Source organism: Pseudomonas sp. GZD-222 (assembly GCF_049310525.1).
Taxonomy (GTDB): Bacteria; Pseudomonadota; Gammaproteobacteria; order Pseudomonadales; family Pseudomonadaceae; genus Aquipseudomonas.
Genome location: NZ_JBMOWO010000118.1, coordinates 22,489 through 35,380, shown reverse-complemented (window position 1 = coordinate 35,380; position 12,892 = coordinate 22,489). Strand labels below are relative to the sequence as shown.

The window sequence follows — 12,892 nt, the reverse complement described above, 5'->3', positions numbered from 1 at the left end:
GTTGCAGAATGCGGGCTTCCCTAGCAGGTACACTACCATTGTACTGTCCTTTCGCTATTGGTGGTGTTCTGGCATCTATAACGACTCGTCAGTCCAGGAGTTATAATGGATATTGATATTTTCTTGATTAATGACGTTTTTTTATTTGACTCTGGAAATAATTTTATTTGTTTAAGGTGCGGTAGGTCCCCTAGGGTCAAGCGCCTTAGCCTCCTCGAAAGTAGCTGCTTAAAGTTATTGCTCATCCGGCAAGAAGAGTCGCTGTTAGTAAATGTTTTTATTGAGGGTGTCTTTAAAATGCACCAGCTAACCTTCTCATGCATAGACGTTTATCAAGCCATGTCAGAGCTTCAGAAGGTGCTTGAGGAGTATGCGTCAGAGTGTACTCTTAATATTGAAACATATCTTGGTGGATATAAACTAAGCGACAACATTTACTGGAAAAAAATCAATGAGAGCTCAGGCGAGCAAACGACAGGTTTCAAGCTTTCTAGCGGGTAGTGCCTATAGCTGGTTTGTTAGTGGAGACTTGGCTGACATCGGGGCTGACTCGCGGCACCTTTCTACTTAAACCTGCGGATGAGATCTGTGGACCCGTGTTGCGGCATTGCCCTTGAGGTTGATCGACTTGGCAGGGGGGGGGCACGTTTTATGCTGATTGTGACTGTGGGACGTGAGGGTGGCACCCCATGGATAGGCCTTTTGCGTTTCTCGAATCAACTGTATTCATTGGGAGGGCGGTGACTTCGCCCTACGCCAGGGGCGCGGTTACCAAGCCGTGACCAAAATCGCTCGAGTCGAAACCTAAGGTGAAGCAATCTCGACGCGCTTGTGCCGTCAGATGAGCAGAGACAGTTTGAGCGAGCTGGGGGGCTCGAGCCTCGCGAAGCCGTTCCCACCAGAGAGCAGCAACTCCGGCGACGTGAGGGCAAGCCATGCTCGTACCTCCAATCGAATGAAGCGTCCCTCCGGGCCAGGCAGAAAGCACATCGACGCCTGGAGCGGTGACATGCGGAAAGCTGTTCGAGAAATCCGCGATTTCATACAGCGGGCCAGAAATTCCAGCAGCTCCTACGGAAATCACTCCGTCGGCCGCAGCTGGCAGCGACGCTGCAATTTTGTAATCACGATTTACAGAGCGGCGGCTTTCGTTGCCTGCTGCTGCGATGACTAAGGGGGCAGCATTGAAGGCCGCTTGAGCCTTGAACATGGCCATGAGTGAGTCGAGCAGGCGGAGGTTTCCGCGGTAGATTTCCAGAGCTTGTGATGTCGCCAGGTCTACTGGCCAGCCGGCTTGAACCTTCCGTTCAACCTCGCCAGGAAAGTCGAAGCCCAGGGACATGGAAATGATGTTCGCGCGCTCTTGTGCGGCCCACTGCAGACCGCGGAAAAGGATGTCGGAGTTCGCATTGTGCTGGCCTATCACTTTACCGATCAAAGCCTGGCTGACGCCTCTAGCTACGCCGATTCGTCGACCATTTACGTCCTGGCCGAAAATGGTTCCAGCGCAATGAGTACCATGACCGTCCAAGTCACCGTTACCTTCCTCGGTGAAATCACTTTCTATGATATTCATCCCTGCAAACGCCGGATGCGATCGATCAATGCCTGTATCCAGCACTGCCACTGTAACGCCCGCACCAGTGTACGGTGATTGATCAGCCTGAACCGTTCCAATTCCCCAAGCGTCACCAGTTGCCGGGACTGGTGCTGAGCTTGGTACTGGACGGACCAAGGCGGTAGCCATCGGTTGGGTAACCGCTAAAACTTCGGGGTCCCGCGCCAGATCAGCCACTGCTTGGATAGGCAGGCGTTCCACGGTAAGCATGTTGCTGCTCAAAGGGTTTGCTGCCCGCTTTAGAGAGTTTGTCGAGGTCTTGGGACGTCTCAGGACAATGTAGTTTTCCATTCGCATATCCTTAGGGTAAAAATCGAAAGCCGCCAGTCGACGCCCGGGCCTTTTGGCCCGGACGAGAACAGCTGTCAGAGACGTACAGGCAGGGTGACTTGCGGCTGGATCTCTACCAGAGCGGAATACGCCTCAAGAATGTCGGTGAAAAGATCTGGATGCTTCGGTGCGTGAACAGTCACAATCAGCGCATACCGAATTTTCTCAGCTTTGTCGGCTGTACCACCCTTGGCCCTAGCGTTGTAGTGGATGTCGAAAGCTGCATCCTTCAAGCTGGACCCGTACATATTTTTTGAGTCATGAAGGACGGTTTCCCACTTCCCGGCGTCGGAGCGAAGCTCATCTTCGGTGGCGAATTTCTTTTTCTCGAAAAATGACTTCGTCTTGGCGTTCGCTTTACCTTCTTTCACCTTGTCCTTGTTCGGTCTGAAGGTAACCTCGAGCCCAGCACGAGTGTAGGAGGCTGAGTCCTGAGGGTCTGTAGTCGAAGCGAAAGAAAAGGTAGCCGTCACCTTCACCTTCCCTGTCAACTGAGCCTCAGGTAGTGGGATGGGGGCACGGATGTATTTGCCGGGCTTGAGTTCACCTTGGTAAACGATGCGGGCAACACCCGATGGGCACGTGATTACCTCAATTAGGTCTTCAGGGATCTTTCCCCATCCCACGTCTACCGATTCATGGCCATTCTGATCTGCTGAGTGGATCAGTAAAGCTTTGATCGCCAAAGGAGATAGCTCCTGACCAAGGACGGCGCGTATACCCACTGCAGAGCGCAACATGTTTGGAGCCGCGAAGCTGGTCCCCAGCAGTGGAACTAGAGTCGGCTTTTTGCCTGGAGTCAATGCATGGAAGTACTGCTTGCCGCCTCCAAATGCCATGAGGTCAGGTTTGATGACGCCAGGGCTCCGGCCAGGTCCGCGAGCGCTATAGGAGGCGCGCGCCCAGGCCTCGCTTGTGCAGTTAGCTGCGCCAACGGTCACAGCGTTGACACAGTCCGATGGAACCTGCACGCGGTCCAGTTGAACGATCGAGTCCCTTGTGCCGTTGTTGCCGGCGGCTATGGTCATGAAGGTGTTGCCATCACTGAGCAGATTGTCGATCACCGACGTCCATGCATGCACGTCATCATCCTCGATGGCCACATCCGGACCCACGCTGAGGTTGATGAATTCATACTGGCGGGACAGCAGTACCTCTTCGATATGACCGAGCGTTCGGTAGAGCTCCAGAGGGTTTTCCAGACTAGCGCCTTCATCTAAAACCCGAAGGTGATCGACGAAGGAGTAAGGTCGAGCCGCTTGTCCCTCAGGCTCAATCGGGCCGAACAGAAAAGCCGAAGTAGCGGCCAGGCCGTGCTCTGGTCCTTCGGGGTCATCGCTAGCGTTCTCATCAAGCACCCGATAGCTACGCAGCCATTTTCCTATTGCGTGGTCTTCTGGGAGGCCGGCGTCGAGAATCGCCACCCGCGGATCTGAGGAGAGTGGAGGTTGCGTTGGCAATGTACATCCGACGGACGGACCACTCCGCTTGGTAGTCGGCAAGAGACCACGCATTTTGGGAACGGGCCGGATGACGCGAACGAAAACAAACTCCGAAAGCTCGAGCGCGGCTTGTTGCGCCCCTTCTACGGGTACGAACCACAGATTACCGACCTCAAAGCCAAGCTCGGTATGGACGGTAAGCTCTCGTGCTTTCGCAAAATCGACGAAAGCATTCTGGATGAAGCTGCTGTCCTGATCGGGGAGCATGTGGATACCGCATTCGAAGTACCTGTCGTGCTCTGTGCCAGGGTTGACCACTCGCTCACTTGGCTCGAATGCAGAGATATTCTCAATGCGCGTCAGTTCAGTCGCTTCGTCCGAGTCAACCTCAACGCTATTCATCCAATCGCTGAATGCCCTAAACGCTTTTCGTTTGCCTGCGACGAAAATTTCTGTGGTCGGAGTCTCTCTAGGAGCTACCTTGCGAGTCCAGCTTTCCGGAGTAACGCGTACCTTACGGCTCCCAATCGACTCCAACCCAACCGAACGCAGCATATTGGCAGGGAAGAAAGATTTCGCGATATAGCTGGGATTCAGTACGAGACGAGCCACTCCGAAATCCTGCGGACAAGCGGAGGAAGAGAGGCTATCCAGCGCAAGAGCTGCGCTATCTGCCTGCTCTGTTAGGCGCTCGCGCGCTTGCTCGAAGGTGTAGGCGTCAGCCTTTTCTATCTTCCTACCAACGCCTTTAATGCTCTGTGTTAAAAGCTCGCCCCGACCGATCAGAAAATTCGTTTGGCTCATGCAGTAGTACTCGTCCGTGTTGATCGCTTAACAGCGTTTGGTGCTGCATTTCTGTGCTTGCGAATCGTGTCCCGGCTCACGCCGGTAATATCGTGAATAGCTCGCTGAGAAAGCGAAGTATCGCTGTCTAGCATTACCGCAAACTCGATCTGCTCAGCTCGCTCCAGGTGAGGAGTCCTTTGGCGTACGAGCTCCTCGATCAGTTTCTCCGAGCCGGCGGTGCCCAGAGCGAGCGCTCGGCGGAAGCGTTGCATTTCTCTCTCAATATCGCTGAAAGACTGATTCTGCAGTGCGTACGAAAGGACTCCAGTCCACTTCTCGAACGTAGGGAAATCTGGGCCGAGGAACCGCTTTATGGCTATGCCTACTGCTTCTGCGTCAGGTGCCTTGAACTCAACTATGAGGTCAAAGCGTCTCCATAGCGCAGGGTCGATGAGCTCTGGATGGTTGGTCGCAGCCAACAGCAGTCCAGTTGCAGGCCAATCATCTACCTCCTGGAGAATGACGGTGACCAAGCGCTTCAGTTCGCCAACGTCACTGTCGTCACTGCGACGCTTAGCGATGGCATCGATCTCATCGAGAAACAGCACCGACGGCACGCGCTTGGCATAGTCGAGTGCAGCCCTCAGGTTGGCGCCACTCTTGCCTAACAGGCTACTCATCACGGCCGTCAGATCCAGCACGAAGAGAGGTACCCCCAACTGCGCAGCGATCCAGCGAGCTGTGATTGTTTTACCTACACCAGGAGCGCCTACGAACACTGAGGATTTGGTTGGCTGTAACCCAAGCGCCGTCAGCTTCTTGGTCTGCTTTCTCTCTTTGATCAGTTGAGCGAGAGAGTGCTTGACCATGTCATCCAGCAACGGCGCGGGATAGTCAGGTCCGTCATCGAAAACCTTCAGAAGAGATAGCCGAGACTCGTTGTCGATCGGTAGGGTGGCCTCTTCAATTTTGGTTGGAGCTTCTCTGCGCATGTAGGGAGCATTTCCGCCAGGAGCGATGGTCCGCAGATACTTATCGAGCTGCTCCGCCAGCTCGGGTTGCGCGCCTCGATATTGCCTAACGAGGCGCGCAACAAAGAGCCGGACGTCCTCTGTTTTCTCACTGAGAGCCAGTCTGGCGACCTGGACTAAATCTGATTTTACTTTGGTGAATTCGTCCATTGTCATGTAAACGCTATGATTCTAAAGGGCTATAGCACTTAGTGCTGTGGACTAGATCATAGCATGAGGTTTTCTATTCGTCCCCTGGTGAAGGAACTGTGGATGATGGTTCAGGGCTTAGCTGACCAGCGGAAGGCGATGGCACCGCATACTGGGGATAGCTGATGTCACTGGCTGACCGCCAGAGAGGAGGAAGCACAACGGCGTTCCGTTGACATCGCAGAGCATGCGGATTTTGGTTGTCGAGCTGCCGCGACCGCGGCCTAGAGCTTAATCGGCAGTCTCGTCAGGCCTCTTTTTTCCGAGCGCCAGATGAGGCTCGGGTTGCGCGTACTGCGGTTGAGTCGATCAATGGCAGCTCCTCAGGAACACTCAACGCCTGGGTTTTGACAGGCCTCTGTTAGTGACACTTTGGTAAATGAGATCGCTACCTTCCGTTCAGTAAACAGAAAGAATTTCTGTCCTGAATCCCGAAGAAAGCTCCATTCGGAATAGGCTTTCCATCTCTAGATCGCCTTCAATGAGCTCGTCCGCCCGCGCCGGCGTGCGGTCCATTTGAAGCTCAAGTGAGCCGGCGAGCTCCTCATAATCGGTTTCACAAGTAGGCGCTGGGCAATCACCGTCTATGCGTATAAATTGAGCGTAATCCAGCACAGCTAGATCATTGGGCAAATCCTCTGCGACCCGTTGCGAGAACTGCAGCAAGGAAGCTTCGGCGAGCACATAGAGCCATGCCTGGCCATCTTCGCTCCCGGTGCGTCTGAGCACTCGTCCCAAGACCTGGCGGAAATGCAATTCGGTTCGTATACGGCTCAGATAACAGCACACCTGTAGCCGAGGAATGTCGGTTCCTTCGCTGATCATTCCTACAGCGACGATCCACTTTCCTAGCCCTGCTCGGAAATCATTGATGATCTGCTGAGCACCAGGTGTTCGTGTAGTAACCACTACGCACTCTTCACCTCGCGTCCTGAGCACTGCCGCGATTTGGTTGGCGTGACGAATGTGCGTCGCAACCACTAACCCCCCAGCATCAGGAATTTCGCGGCGGATCTCGTCTAGCCGGCAGCGGCCCAAGTCCAAGACCTTATCCACAACTTCATGGTGAGTAAGTAGGTCCTCGAAGGTCACCGGCGACTCGTTCAATAGCTGAGCGACGCTTGAGTAGACGGTAGCAATGGGCGAGTCGCCAGCTAGCTCAGTGAGTCTGACCGCGCTATTGTCGATCACTACGATGCGTGGAGAGCGGCAAACTCCGTCTGCGATCGCGTCTTTAAGCCCGTAACGGAAGTCACAGACCAGTCGCCCTTCGGGATCTGAATACCGAGCCAAGGCGATTGCTTTGTCATCGGACCTCCACGGTGTGCCCGAGAGTGCTAGGGTGAACGCCGCCTGATCCTGTAGACGTTGGAGAATGATTTGTCCCCAAGTATTGCTCAAAAGCGGATCGTGCCCGGCGCAATGGTGAATCTCATCGAAAACCGCGAGAACCCTGTAATCCTCAACCAATTGCCAAAATGAGGCTTCGTGGTGATCCATTGCCTGGTAGGTCGAAGCGATACCGAGCGACCCTAGCCGCCCGTCAAAAGGACGGCCTAGTACCGCGGAGAATGTCCTCTGCAGTCCGTCGACGACCTGACAGGATGGTGCAAAGCAAAGTACAAGATCGATCAGGCCAGCTTGCAGCAAGCGGCTTGCGATCTCAGCCGCCATCCTGCTTTTACCGGAGCCAGGTGTAGCTTGGCAGAAAAAATGGGAGGAAACCTGGTAGTGATCCAGCGCTGCAGACACACAAGAATCCTGCCACACCCGCAATGTCGTCATGCAGCCACCAGCATCTTCAAGGTGTTCTCTATTGCTCGTAGATGGCCGAGCAAGCGCGAGCTGCGATCTCTCGCCTCAATGTAGTCATCCTCTACTCGTGCACGTAGGGCAGGCATCTCAGTGAACAATTGCTTGTATCGCTCGGCTTCGCCCAGGGCGGTGAGCATGTCTAAGCGAATCTCTTTTGCAAGCGACTCTAGCCGTTGTGTTGAACTCCGTTCTGAAAGCACCTTCGGAGGGACACTCTTCTCATTTTCCTCTCTCTGCGGCTCATTGAGGGGGGTGTAGAGACGATGCTGGACTAGAGAAACAATGAGGCCATTGGGTTTCTCCAGAACGTGGAAAACCTGATCACGCCTCCGGCGCTCGGGGTCTTGCTGCACCCAGCCCACGCGCTTGAGCCGGTGGACTTGATCGTAAATAAAGCGCCAAAGCTCTACATCACTAATCATCCCGTGAAGCTGGCGGGCATAGGCGTCCCGCAGGCTACGAATCGTGAATCGCTGGAAATCTCCATCCTTGAGCAGCTCGAAGACACGCCTGTCTAGTTTGAATGTAGCGGGGTTCATACAGGCACCAGTGAAGCAGAAACGGACAAAATGCGGATTATAATCCGTCGCCTAGCGCGTGGTAAACGACGGATAGTTCCGCCTTGATCGATTGAGGCGGTTATGCAGGCGCTGGCAAAGGATCTCGGGCAGAAAATCCGCGAGAGGAGAATCACCATTGGGCTATCCCAAGACGCTCTAGCTCACGCTTGTGGGATTGATCGTAGCTACATGGGCCGGGTCGAAAGAGGTGAGGTGAATCTCACCGTCGAGAAGCTGTACCGGATTGCAGTCCAGCTCAAGTGCCAGCCTTACACGCTTTTACCACGGCTGTCTCGATAGTAGGGACGTTAAGGGCAGGCTCTTTGCTGCTCCTCTCTGCAAACCACTTTCTATACCTGCTAACCACGGTAGTTAACGGTTGAAAACTGGTTTGCACGTAAAGTCTGTGAGGGTTCTACAGCCGCAAAGCACCGTCTAGCAGCCCAGCGTGGGTGCCAATTAAGCTTGGAGCGGTAGTGCTGGATGAGAGAGGCTGCATCTAATGCTGCCTACATCAGAGTGGTTCCTCGGAGAGAGCTCAAGGATGCATGAATATCTAGTTTGCTATCGTACAAAACAAAAGCCAGGATATTCGCGTGTAATCAACTTGATGATTGCTTCCCCACAGATTTGATCTCGCTCAGACTTACCGCTGTCCATCGCCCAACCTTTGTGCCTATCACACCGAAGACAATACCAAGTTAGCTTCAGTGATGAGGGCATGTCGTTCCTTCACTCTGCGAAATGTTGGAACCGGTTATACTATTTTCCTTACTATATGCCTTGATTCGTATTAGCCAATTCGTCGAGTGCTGCAATGTTGCTTTTGAAAGCAGCAGCAAAAATAGTGCGATTTTTTGCCATGAAGATACTGGCTTCCTCGGCTATATTCTCCGAAATGCCAGGAACATTTTTCATGAGGAGTTGGGTCAAAACCTCGCTGAGCTCAAGCATTTGGTCATGCGCATCGGCGAGTTTTTTATCCAAAAAGGTAGTCTCCAGGTCTCGTGTGCTACGGTACAGAACTTCTACAGCCATGTTTGGCCCTCATGTGTCGTGAGATCACGCATTTTTTGTAAGCGCGCATAGTCGATTATACATGGGAGATATGATCCTCGCTGCATCCACGGCGCTTTTAAGAAGCTATTTTATAAAAGTGCTTCGAAAGAGGTCAGTAGGTCTAAAAGAGCTTTGGTCTCTCGAGAGGGAGACCCTTCATTCGCAAGTGTCGCTAAGAGACTCACCGCCTGCTCACGTATTGAATCAATCTCAATATGTGTTTGTATTTTTGGTAATGCATTGGTTAATCCCATCGCTTCATCCCAAGCGATATGAATGTAGCGATCCAGGGACTCAGGTGATCGATGTCCCGTCAATTCTTGGACCTTCCGCTTGAGGAATTCAGTGTCTAGGATGGCTCTGTTGAAGTCCCCTAAGCTGTCTGCTTTTACTTTTAGAATTTCAGCTACAAAGATTTTTGTGATGAATCGATGACGGAAAAGATGAGGGCTGACTGTCTCTAACACTCCAGCCAGTTTTGCGATTTTTCTCACTTCAGAGGTGAAAGTATTAGGAGTTAATCGCTCGCCAGTGTTCTCGTTCAAAAACAAGTAGTCATGTGTGACGTTCAGTTTTTTGGCGAGCGGCGCCCTTGAATAAGTGACGAAATCAGCGAGCAGTTTCGCATCTGTTCTCGATATAGGGATTTCTCTTTTGGAGATTTTTTCAAAAGAAGAATCAAGGGTGCCGGTTTTGTCCCTTCTCTTTAATGTCGCAACACGCAAATACCCATTTTTCAATGCCGAATAGATATCGTTAACTTTCAGTAGGCTTATCTCCGTGCGTCTCGCCCCTAACATCTCCATGCAGCGTAACATCACTCGCCTACGTGCTTTAACGTATGATGAAGATTTGATATCGGCTGCAGCTGCTAAGCGCAACCGTTTTATGGTCTCCAAGTTAACAGGAAAGCGTTCTTCAATTCTGCTTGGCATCGGGATGGCTGAATGTGTCTTTCCTCTACGCATAGTTTTCTTGCCGTTGGGGCCGATGCTGATTTTTTCAATGGTGCGAATTGACAGCCGCGGATCTAAATGAAACTCTTCTGCTAGAAACGCTATAAAGTCAATACAGTTTCGAGAGATGTTGACAACTGTATTCTGAGTTCTAGGCTTCATGCCGTCTTGTCTGCGTTCTCCAAACAGGGTTCTCACAAAAAAATTAAACTGTAAATCCGTTATATCTAAGAACTTAGTGTTTTGAGCTTCGCAGTATCTAATTAGATGGCTGATATTTGTAGCGTACGAGAGCAGTGTCCCACCTCTGTCGCTTCTTGATAGTCCACGATCATACAATTCAAGAATCCACATGTTTGCTTCAACGCACCAGGCACCATTTGACCAGCGCAGTGTTGGTATATTGTCGGCTTCGGTGACGATGATTGAATGATCTGGCCTAACTGCGAATGGGAGCTTTTGTTCAGCAGCAGTTTGCTTATATAGTTTCATGGCGCCGCCCGACCCTGCAACGAACCCACAACGGAGAGCATGTCCAGTAGTTCGCGAGACTCTTTTACGTAGAGTTTCGACGCAACCTCATCACTACAAAGGTCGACAAATGATCGGGTCTGGTTCATCGAAATGCGTAGCAATTTTGTCAATGCCAGCAGATCCAAGTTTAATTGCGTATTCTCTTGTCTTAGCTGAGCAATCAACTCTTGTTGGGTTTTTCGTTTCTTCAATCCGTGTGCTGAGGTTTTTTTAAGCGAGATATTTGCCTTGGTTCTGAGTTCATCAAAATATCCAAAACCCCCGGGTATAAATTCTGCGCAATGCCGCTTGAAAGTATTGAGTGAGACTTTATGGATGCCGAGTTCTAATGACTCGAATCTGCATATGGCACCTTGGCTTATTAGTGATAACCTGAGTCCATGGTTGTTAAGGTGATTGCTAGGGTTTTCGACTATTGACTCAAGAAGAGCAGCTAGTGCGCGAACTGATTTTCCGGCAGAATTAGACTTCATTGGTGCTTGCCTTTGTCTAGAACTGTTACCGTGATCCTATAGGAATCGCCATCATGCGTGGTAAGGAATTCAGGTTCCACTTCGATTGAGTGATTTGAAAGGCAGTAATACAGATATTCCTCAAGTTGATCTTCAGGCAGAATAGCGAAATCTGAAATATTGTATTTTTTGAGAACGTACTCTGCGAGATCGCTTACTTTTTCAGGGGCTGAGCGAAGCATCTGCGCTCCCCATTCTGCCTTAACCTCTCGAAGCACTTGACCAGGAGTACTTTCTGTAATGTAGTGATAGACCATCTCGCTATCTCCGTGGCCCAGAATCCAGCGGAGAACTTCTAGGCAATCTGGAGTATTAGAGTGCCAAAAAAAGACCTGGGCAAAAAATCGACGGAGCTGGTGGTTCCGGAAATAATATCTCCTGCCGCTGGGGTCTCTTTCTGTCTCGAAGTAATCACAGAACATATCAAGCTTAAAGTCGAATGAATTGTGTGTGAGACGTTCAAGCTTGGCATTAATATTTGGGCAGGCTAGGATGTTAGTGTGTTCTCTTAGGAGTTCTAGTTCGAACAAGCAATGCTGCATCCTTTCGAGACTAAGTAACATATCGGCTGCAATTTGAGGAATAGGTCGAGTAATTTTTACATTATGCCCATAAAGGCCGGTTTTTCTATTGATCGTTTCCAGTGATCTTTGGTCAAAGGACAAGCATTTTGTGGACGCCAGCGCTCTCAACTCAGAGGCTCTCCGCGCCTGGAGTGCACCGAGTGTGAGTTGAATCGCCCCGAAAAGGACCTGTATTAATTCATGAAGAGAAGGCGATGATCTAAGTGATCTAAATCGTTCAAAATGTTCAACAGTCTGGTTGTCTGAAGGCCCTTGAATTTTATTCCATACTTTAATATTGAAGCTTAAAAGCTTGCTATCAATATGGCTCGAGATATCAAGTTGTGATTTTGCTGTTGATTTGAACGTTTCTGATTTCTGGATGAATGCCGTCATCATGCTCAAATAGCTTGAAATTATCGCGTCGCCATAATCGATGTAAAATTCAATTGAGTCCTTCAGGCTTCTTAACACCAGTTCCACAGGCAACGAGGTGAATCGCCCCGCCTTACTAAAATCGAGATGCTGCTCTAACTGTTCAATTGTTGGGATGTCAATGCCGCGCGCGGGTAGCAAAGATGAACGGTCATTTATGCGATTCACTATTTCGAATGTTGCTAGAAGTTGAATTGTGAGTGGCGTTGATAGGCTTGAGTGCTTGCCGCTGACAGGTGCGCGGATATATTCGGGTGATTTTAAGTTTGGTCGCCTCACAGGTAAGGCCGATGGGACGGGATAAGTTTTGACACCCCTCAGTGTATTTTTATACAAAATACGTGAAATTTTCTGAGTGTCTACGCTAAAAAGTGATTGCCGGGTACGTCTATAAAGTCCCGCCTTCCAAAGCGCGGCTCGGGCAAGAAACATTTCCTGTTCGGACGCGAACTGCTCTTGTAGCGTGCGGTTTAATTCAGTGTCGCCATCGCCAGAGTCGATATGTGACTCAGTCAATGCCGGAAAGCTATCTAGGATGCTTTCTAATTCGGAGGTTGTTGTTGAGTCGCGTAGGTCGACTATAAATGAAGTTAGCTTGCTGGGCCAATCGTACGCTACTGTTGAAAGGTAAGGTGAGGAGCAACCGCGTGCAAATAATACTTTTAAATCATTGTTGCCAACTAGTTTTAATCCATGCTTGTGGATAAAAAACCTATCATTGTTTATAAGTAGCCAATCAATTGCAGTAGTCGCGTAAGTAACCTTTGCCAACATTGTTGAATTTGATAGTGTGCATGTAGGGTTTGAGTTTGTGCCGGCAGCGCAAATCCACATTTTGAAGAAATCACAGAGTTTGCCATTCAAGCAAGCAGGTAACTGAACGCCACCTATTGATATGTTGAAGTTGATATCAAACGTAGATGATTGTCCGAATTCGAGCTTCCATACATCGCTTTCAAAATCATCTTTCAAGAAAGGGGCGCTTCGATGATGCTGAAGACCTGTGAGATAAAATCTATCGAGAAAATCTTGACTTGCCTTGAGGGAGTTCAAGTTGTCCAT

Annotated in this window: 11 protein-coding genes and 1 pseudogene; 2 read left to right on the top strand and 10 right to left on the bottom strand. The window is 50.6% G+C overall.

From position 1 onward, the window contains the following. The first annotated feature begins 105 nt into the window (after positions 1–105). The gene (locus tag ACO6VD_RS22780; RefSeq protein WP_422422260.1) at positions 106–501 is read left to right on the top strand and encodes a hypothetical protein; all 396 of its coding nucleotides are present in this window, start codon (positions 106–108) and stop codon (positions 499–501) included. 250 nt (positions 502–751) lie between these two features. Here the strand turns inward: ACO6VD_RS22780 and ACO6VD_RS22775 are convergent, their stop codons facing one another. The 6 genes and pseudogenes from ACO6VD_RS22775 to ACO6VD_RS22750 form a co-directional block, all read right to left on the bottom strand. Further along, a complete protein-coding gene (locus ACO6VD_RS22775) occupies positions 752–1,909 on the bottom strand; it encodes a S8 family peptidase (protein WP_422422259.1) in 1,158 nt (385 codons plus the stop codon). Positions 1,910–1,983: 74 nt separating this feature from the next. Further along, positions 1,984–4,194 carry a S8 family peptidase gene (locus ACO6VD_RS22770; RefSeq protein WP_422422258.1) on the bottom strand — a complete coding sequence of 737 codons (2,211 nt, stop codon included), beginning with the start codon at positions 4,192–4,194 and terminating at the stop codon, positions 1,984–1,986. After that, positions 4,191–5,363 carry an AAA family ATPase gene (locus ACO6VD_RS22765; RefSeq protein WP_422422257.1) on the bottom strand — a complete coding sequence of 391 codons (1,173 nt, stop codon included), beginning with the start codon at positions 5,361–5,363 and terminating at the stop codon, positions 4,191–4,193. The genes ACO6VD_RS22770 and ACO6VD_RS22765 overlap by 4 nt, the downstream gene beginning before the upstream one ends. Before the next feature lie 168 nt (positions 5,364–5,531). After that, positions 5,532–5,709, bottom strand: a pseudogene (locus ACO6VD_RS22760) (IS5/IS1182 family transposase); the annotation flags it as partial. A gap of 86 nt (positions 5,710–5,795) precedes the next feature. After that, complete coding sequence (locus ACO6VD_RS22755) at positions 5,796–7,181, bottom strand: DEAD/DEAH box helicase (protein ID WP_422422256.1); 1,386 nt, start codon at positions 7,179–7,181, stop codon at positions 5,796–5,798. Continuing rightward, positions 7,178–7,750 carry a hypothetical protein gene (locus ACO6VD_RS22750; RefSeq protein ID WP_422422255.1) on the bottom strand — a complete coding sequence of 191 codons (573 nt, stop codon included), beginning with the start codon at positions 7,748–7,750 and terminating at the stop codon, positions 7,178–7,180. Before ACO6VD_RS22750 ends, ACO6VD_RS22755 begins: the two co-directional genes overlap by 4 nt. Before the next feature lie 102 nt (positions 7,751–7,852). Here ACO6VD_RS22750 and ACO6VD_RS22745 point away from each other — a divergent pair, with 102 nt between their 5' ends. After that, complete coding sequence (locus ACO6VD_RS22745; RefSeq protein ID WP_422422254.1) at positions 7,853–8,071, top strand: helix-turn-helix domain-containing protein; 219 nt, start codon at positions 7,853–7,855, stop codon at positions 8,069–8,071. A 474-nt stretch (positions 8,072–8,545) separates the two neighbouring features. On the opposite strand, the gene ACO6VD_RS22740 is transcribed toward ACO6VD_RS22745, so the two are convergent. The 4 genes from ACO6VD_RS22740 to ACO6VD_RS22725 form a co-directional block, all read right to left on the bottom strand. Beyond that, positions 8,546–8,809, bottom strand: a complete 264-nt coding sequence (locus tag ACO6VD_RS22740; protein WP_422422253.1) for a YebG family protein — start codon at positions 8,807–8,809, stop codon at positions 8,546–8,548. Positions 8,810–8,919: 110 nt separating this feature from the next. Next, complete coding sequence (locus ACO6VD_RS22735) at positions 8,920–10,278, bottom strand: tyrosine-type recombinase/integrase (protein ID WP_422422252.1); 1,359 nt, start codon at positions 10,276–10,278, stop codon at positions 8,920–8,922. After that, a complete protein-coding gene (locus tag ACO6VD_RS22730) occupies positions 10,275–10,793 on the bottom strand; it encodes a hypothetical protein (protein WP_422422251.1) in 519 nt (172 codons plus the stop codon). Before ACO6VD_RS22730 ends, ACO6VD_RS22735 begins: the two co-directional genes overlap by 4 nt. Then, entirely contained in the window at positions 10,790–12,892 is a 2,103-nt protein-coding gene (locus ACO6VD_RS22725) for a hypothetical protein (protein WP_422422250.1), read from the bottom strand. Before ACO6VD_RS22725 ends, ACO6VD_RS22730 begins: the two co-directional genes overlap by 4 nt.

Coding starts and splice junctions, on each gene's coding strand:
- ACO6VD_RS22755 (WP_422422256.1), bottom strand. CDS start 7,181: ATGACGACATTGCGGGTGTGGCAGGATTCTTGTGTGTCTGCAGCGCTG.
- ACO6VD_RS22745 (WP_422422254.1), top strand. CDS start 7,853: ATGCAGGCGCTGGCAAAGGATCTCGGGCAGAAAATCCGCGAGAGGAGA.
- ACO6VD_RS22725 (WP_422422250.1), bottom strand. CDS start 12,892: ATGGACAACTTGAACTCCCTCAAGGCAAGTCAAGATTTTCTCGATAGA.
- ACO6VD_RS22740 (WP_422422253.1), bottom strand. CDS start 8,809: ATGGCTGTAGAAGTTCTGTACCGTAGCACACGAGACCTGGAGACTACC.
- ACO6VD_RS22735 (WP_422422252.1), bottom strand. CDS start 10,278: ATGAAACTATATAAGCAAACTGCTGCTGAACAAAAGCTCCCATTCGCA.
- ACO6VD_RS22780 (WP_422422260.1), top strand. CDS start 106: ATGGATATTGATATTTTCTTGATTAATGACGTTTTTTTATTTGACTCT.
- ACO6VD_RS22775 (WP_422422259.1), bottom strand. CDS start 1,909: ATGGAAAACTACATTGTCCTGAGACGTCCCAAGACCTCGACAAACTCT.
- ACO6VD_RS22750 (WP_422422255.1), bottom strand. CDS start 7,750: ATGAACCCCGCTACATTCAAACTAGACAGGCGTGTCTTCGAGCTGCTC.
- ACO6VD_RS22730 (WP_422422251.1), bottom strand. CDS start 10,793: ATGAAGTCTAATTCTGCCGGAAAATCAGTTCGCGCACTAGCTGCTCTT.
- ACO6VD_RS22770 (WP_422422258.1), bottom strand. CDS start 4,194: ATGAGCCAAACGAATTTTCTGATCGGTCGGGGCGAGCTTTTAACACAG.
- ACO6VD_RS22765 (WP_422422257.1), bottom strand. CDS start 5,363: ATGACAATGGACGAATTCACCAAAGTAAAATCAGATTTAGTCCAGGTC.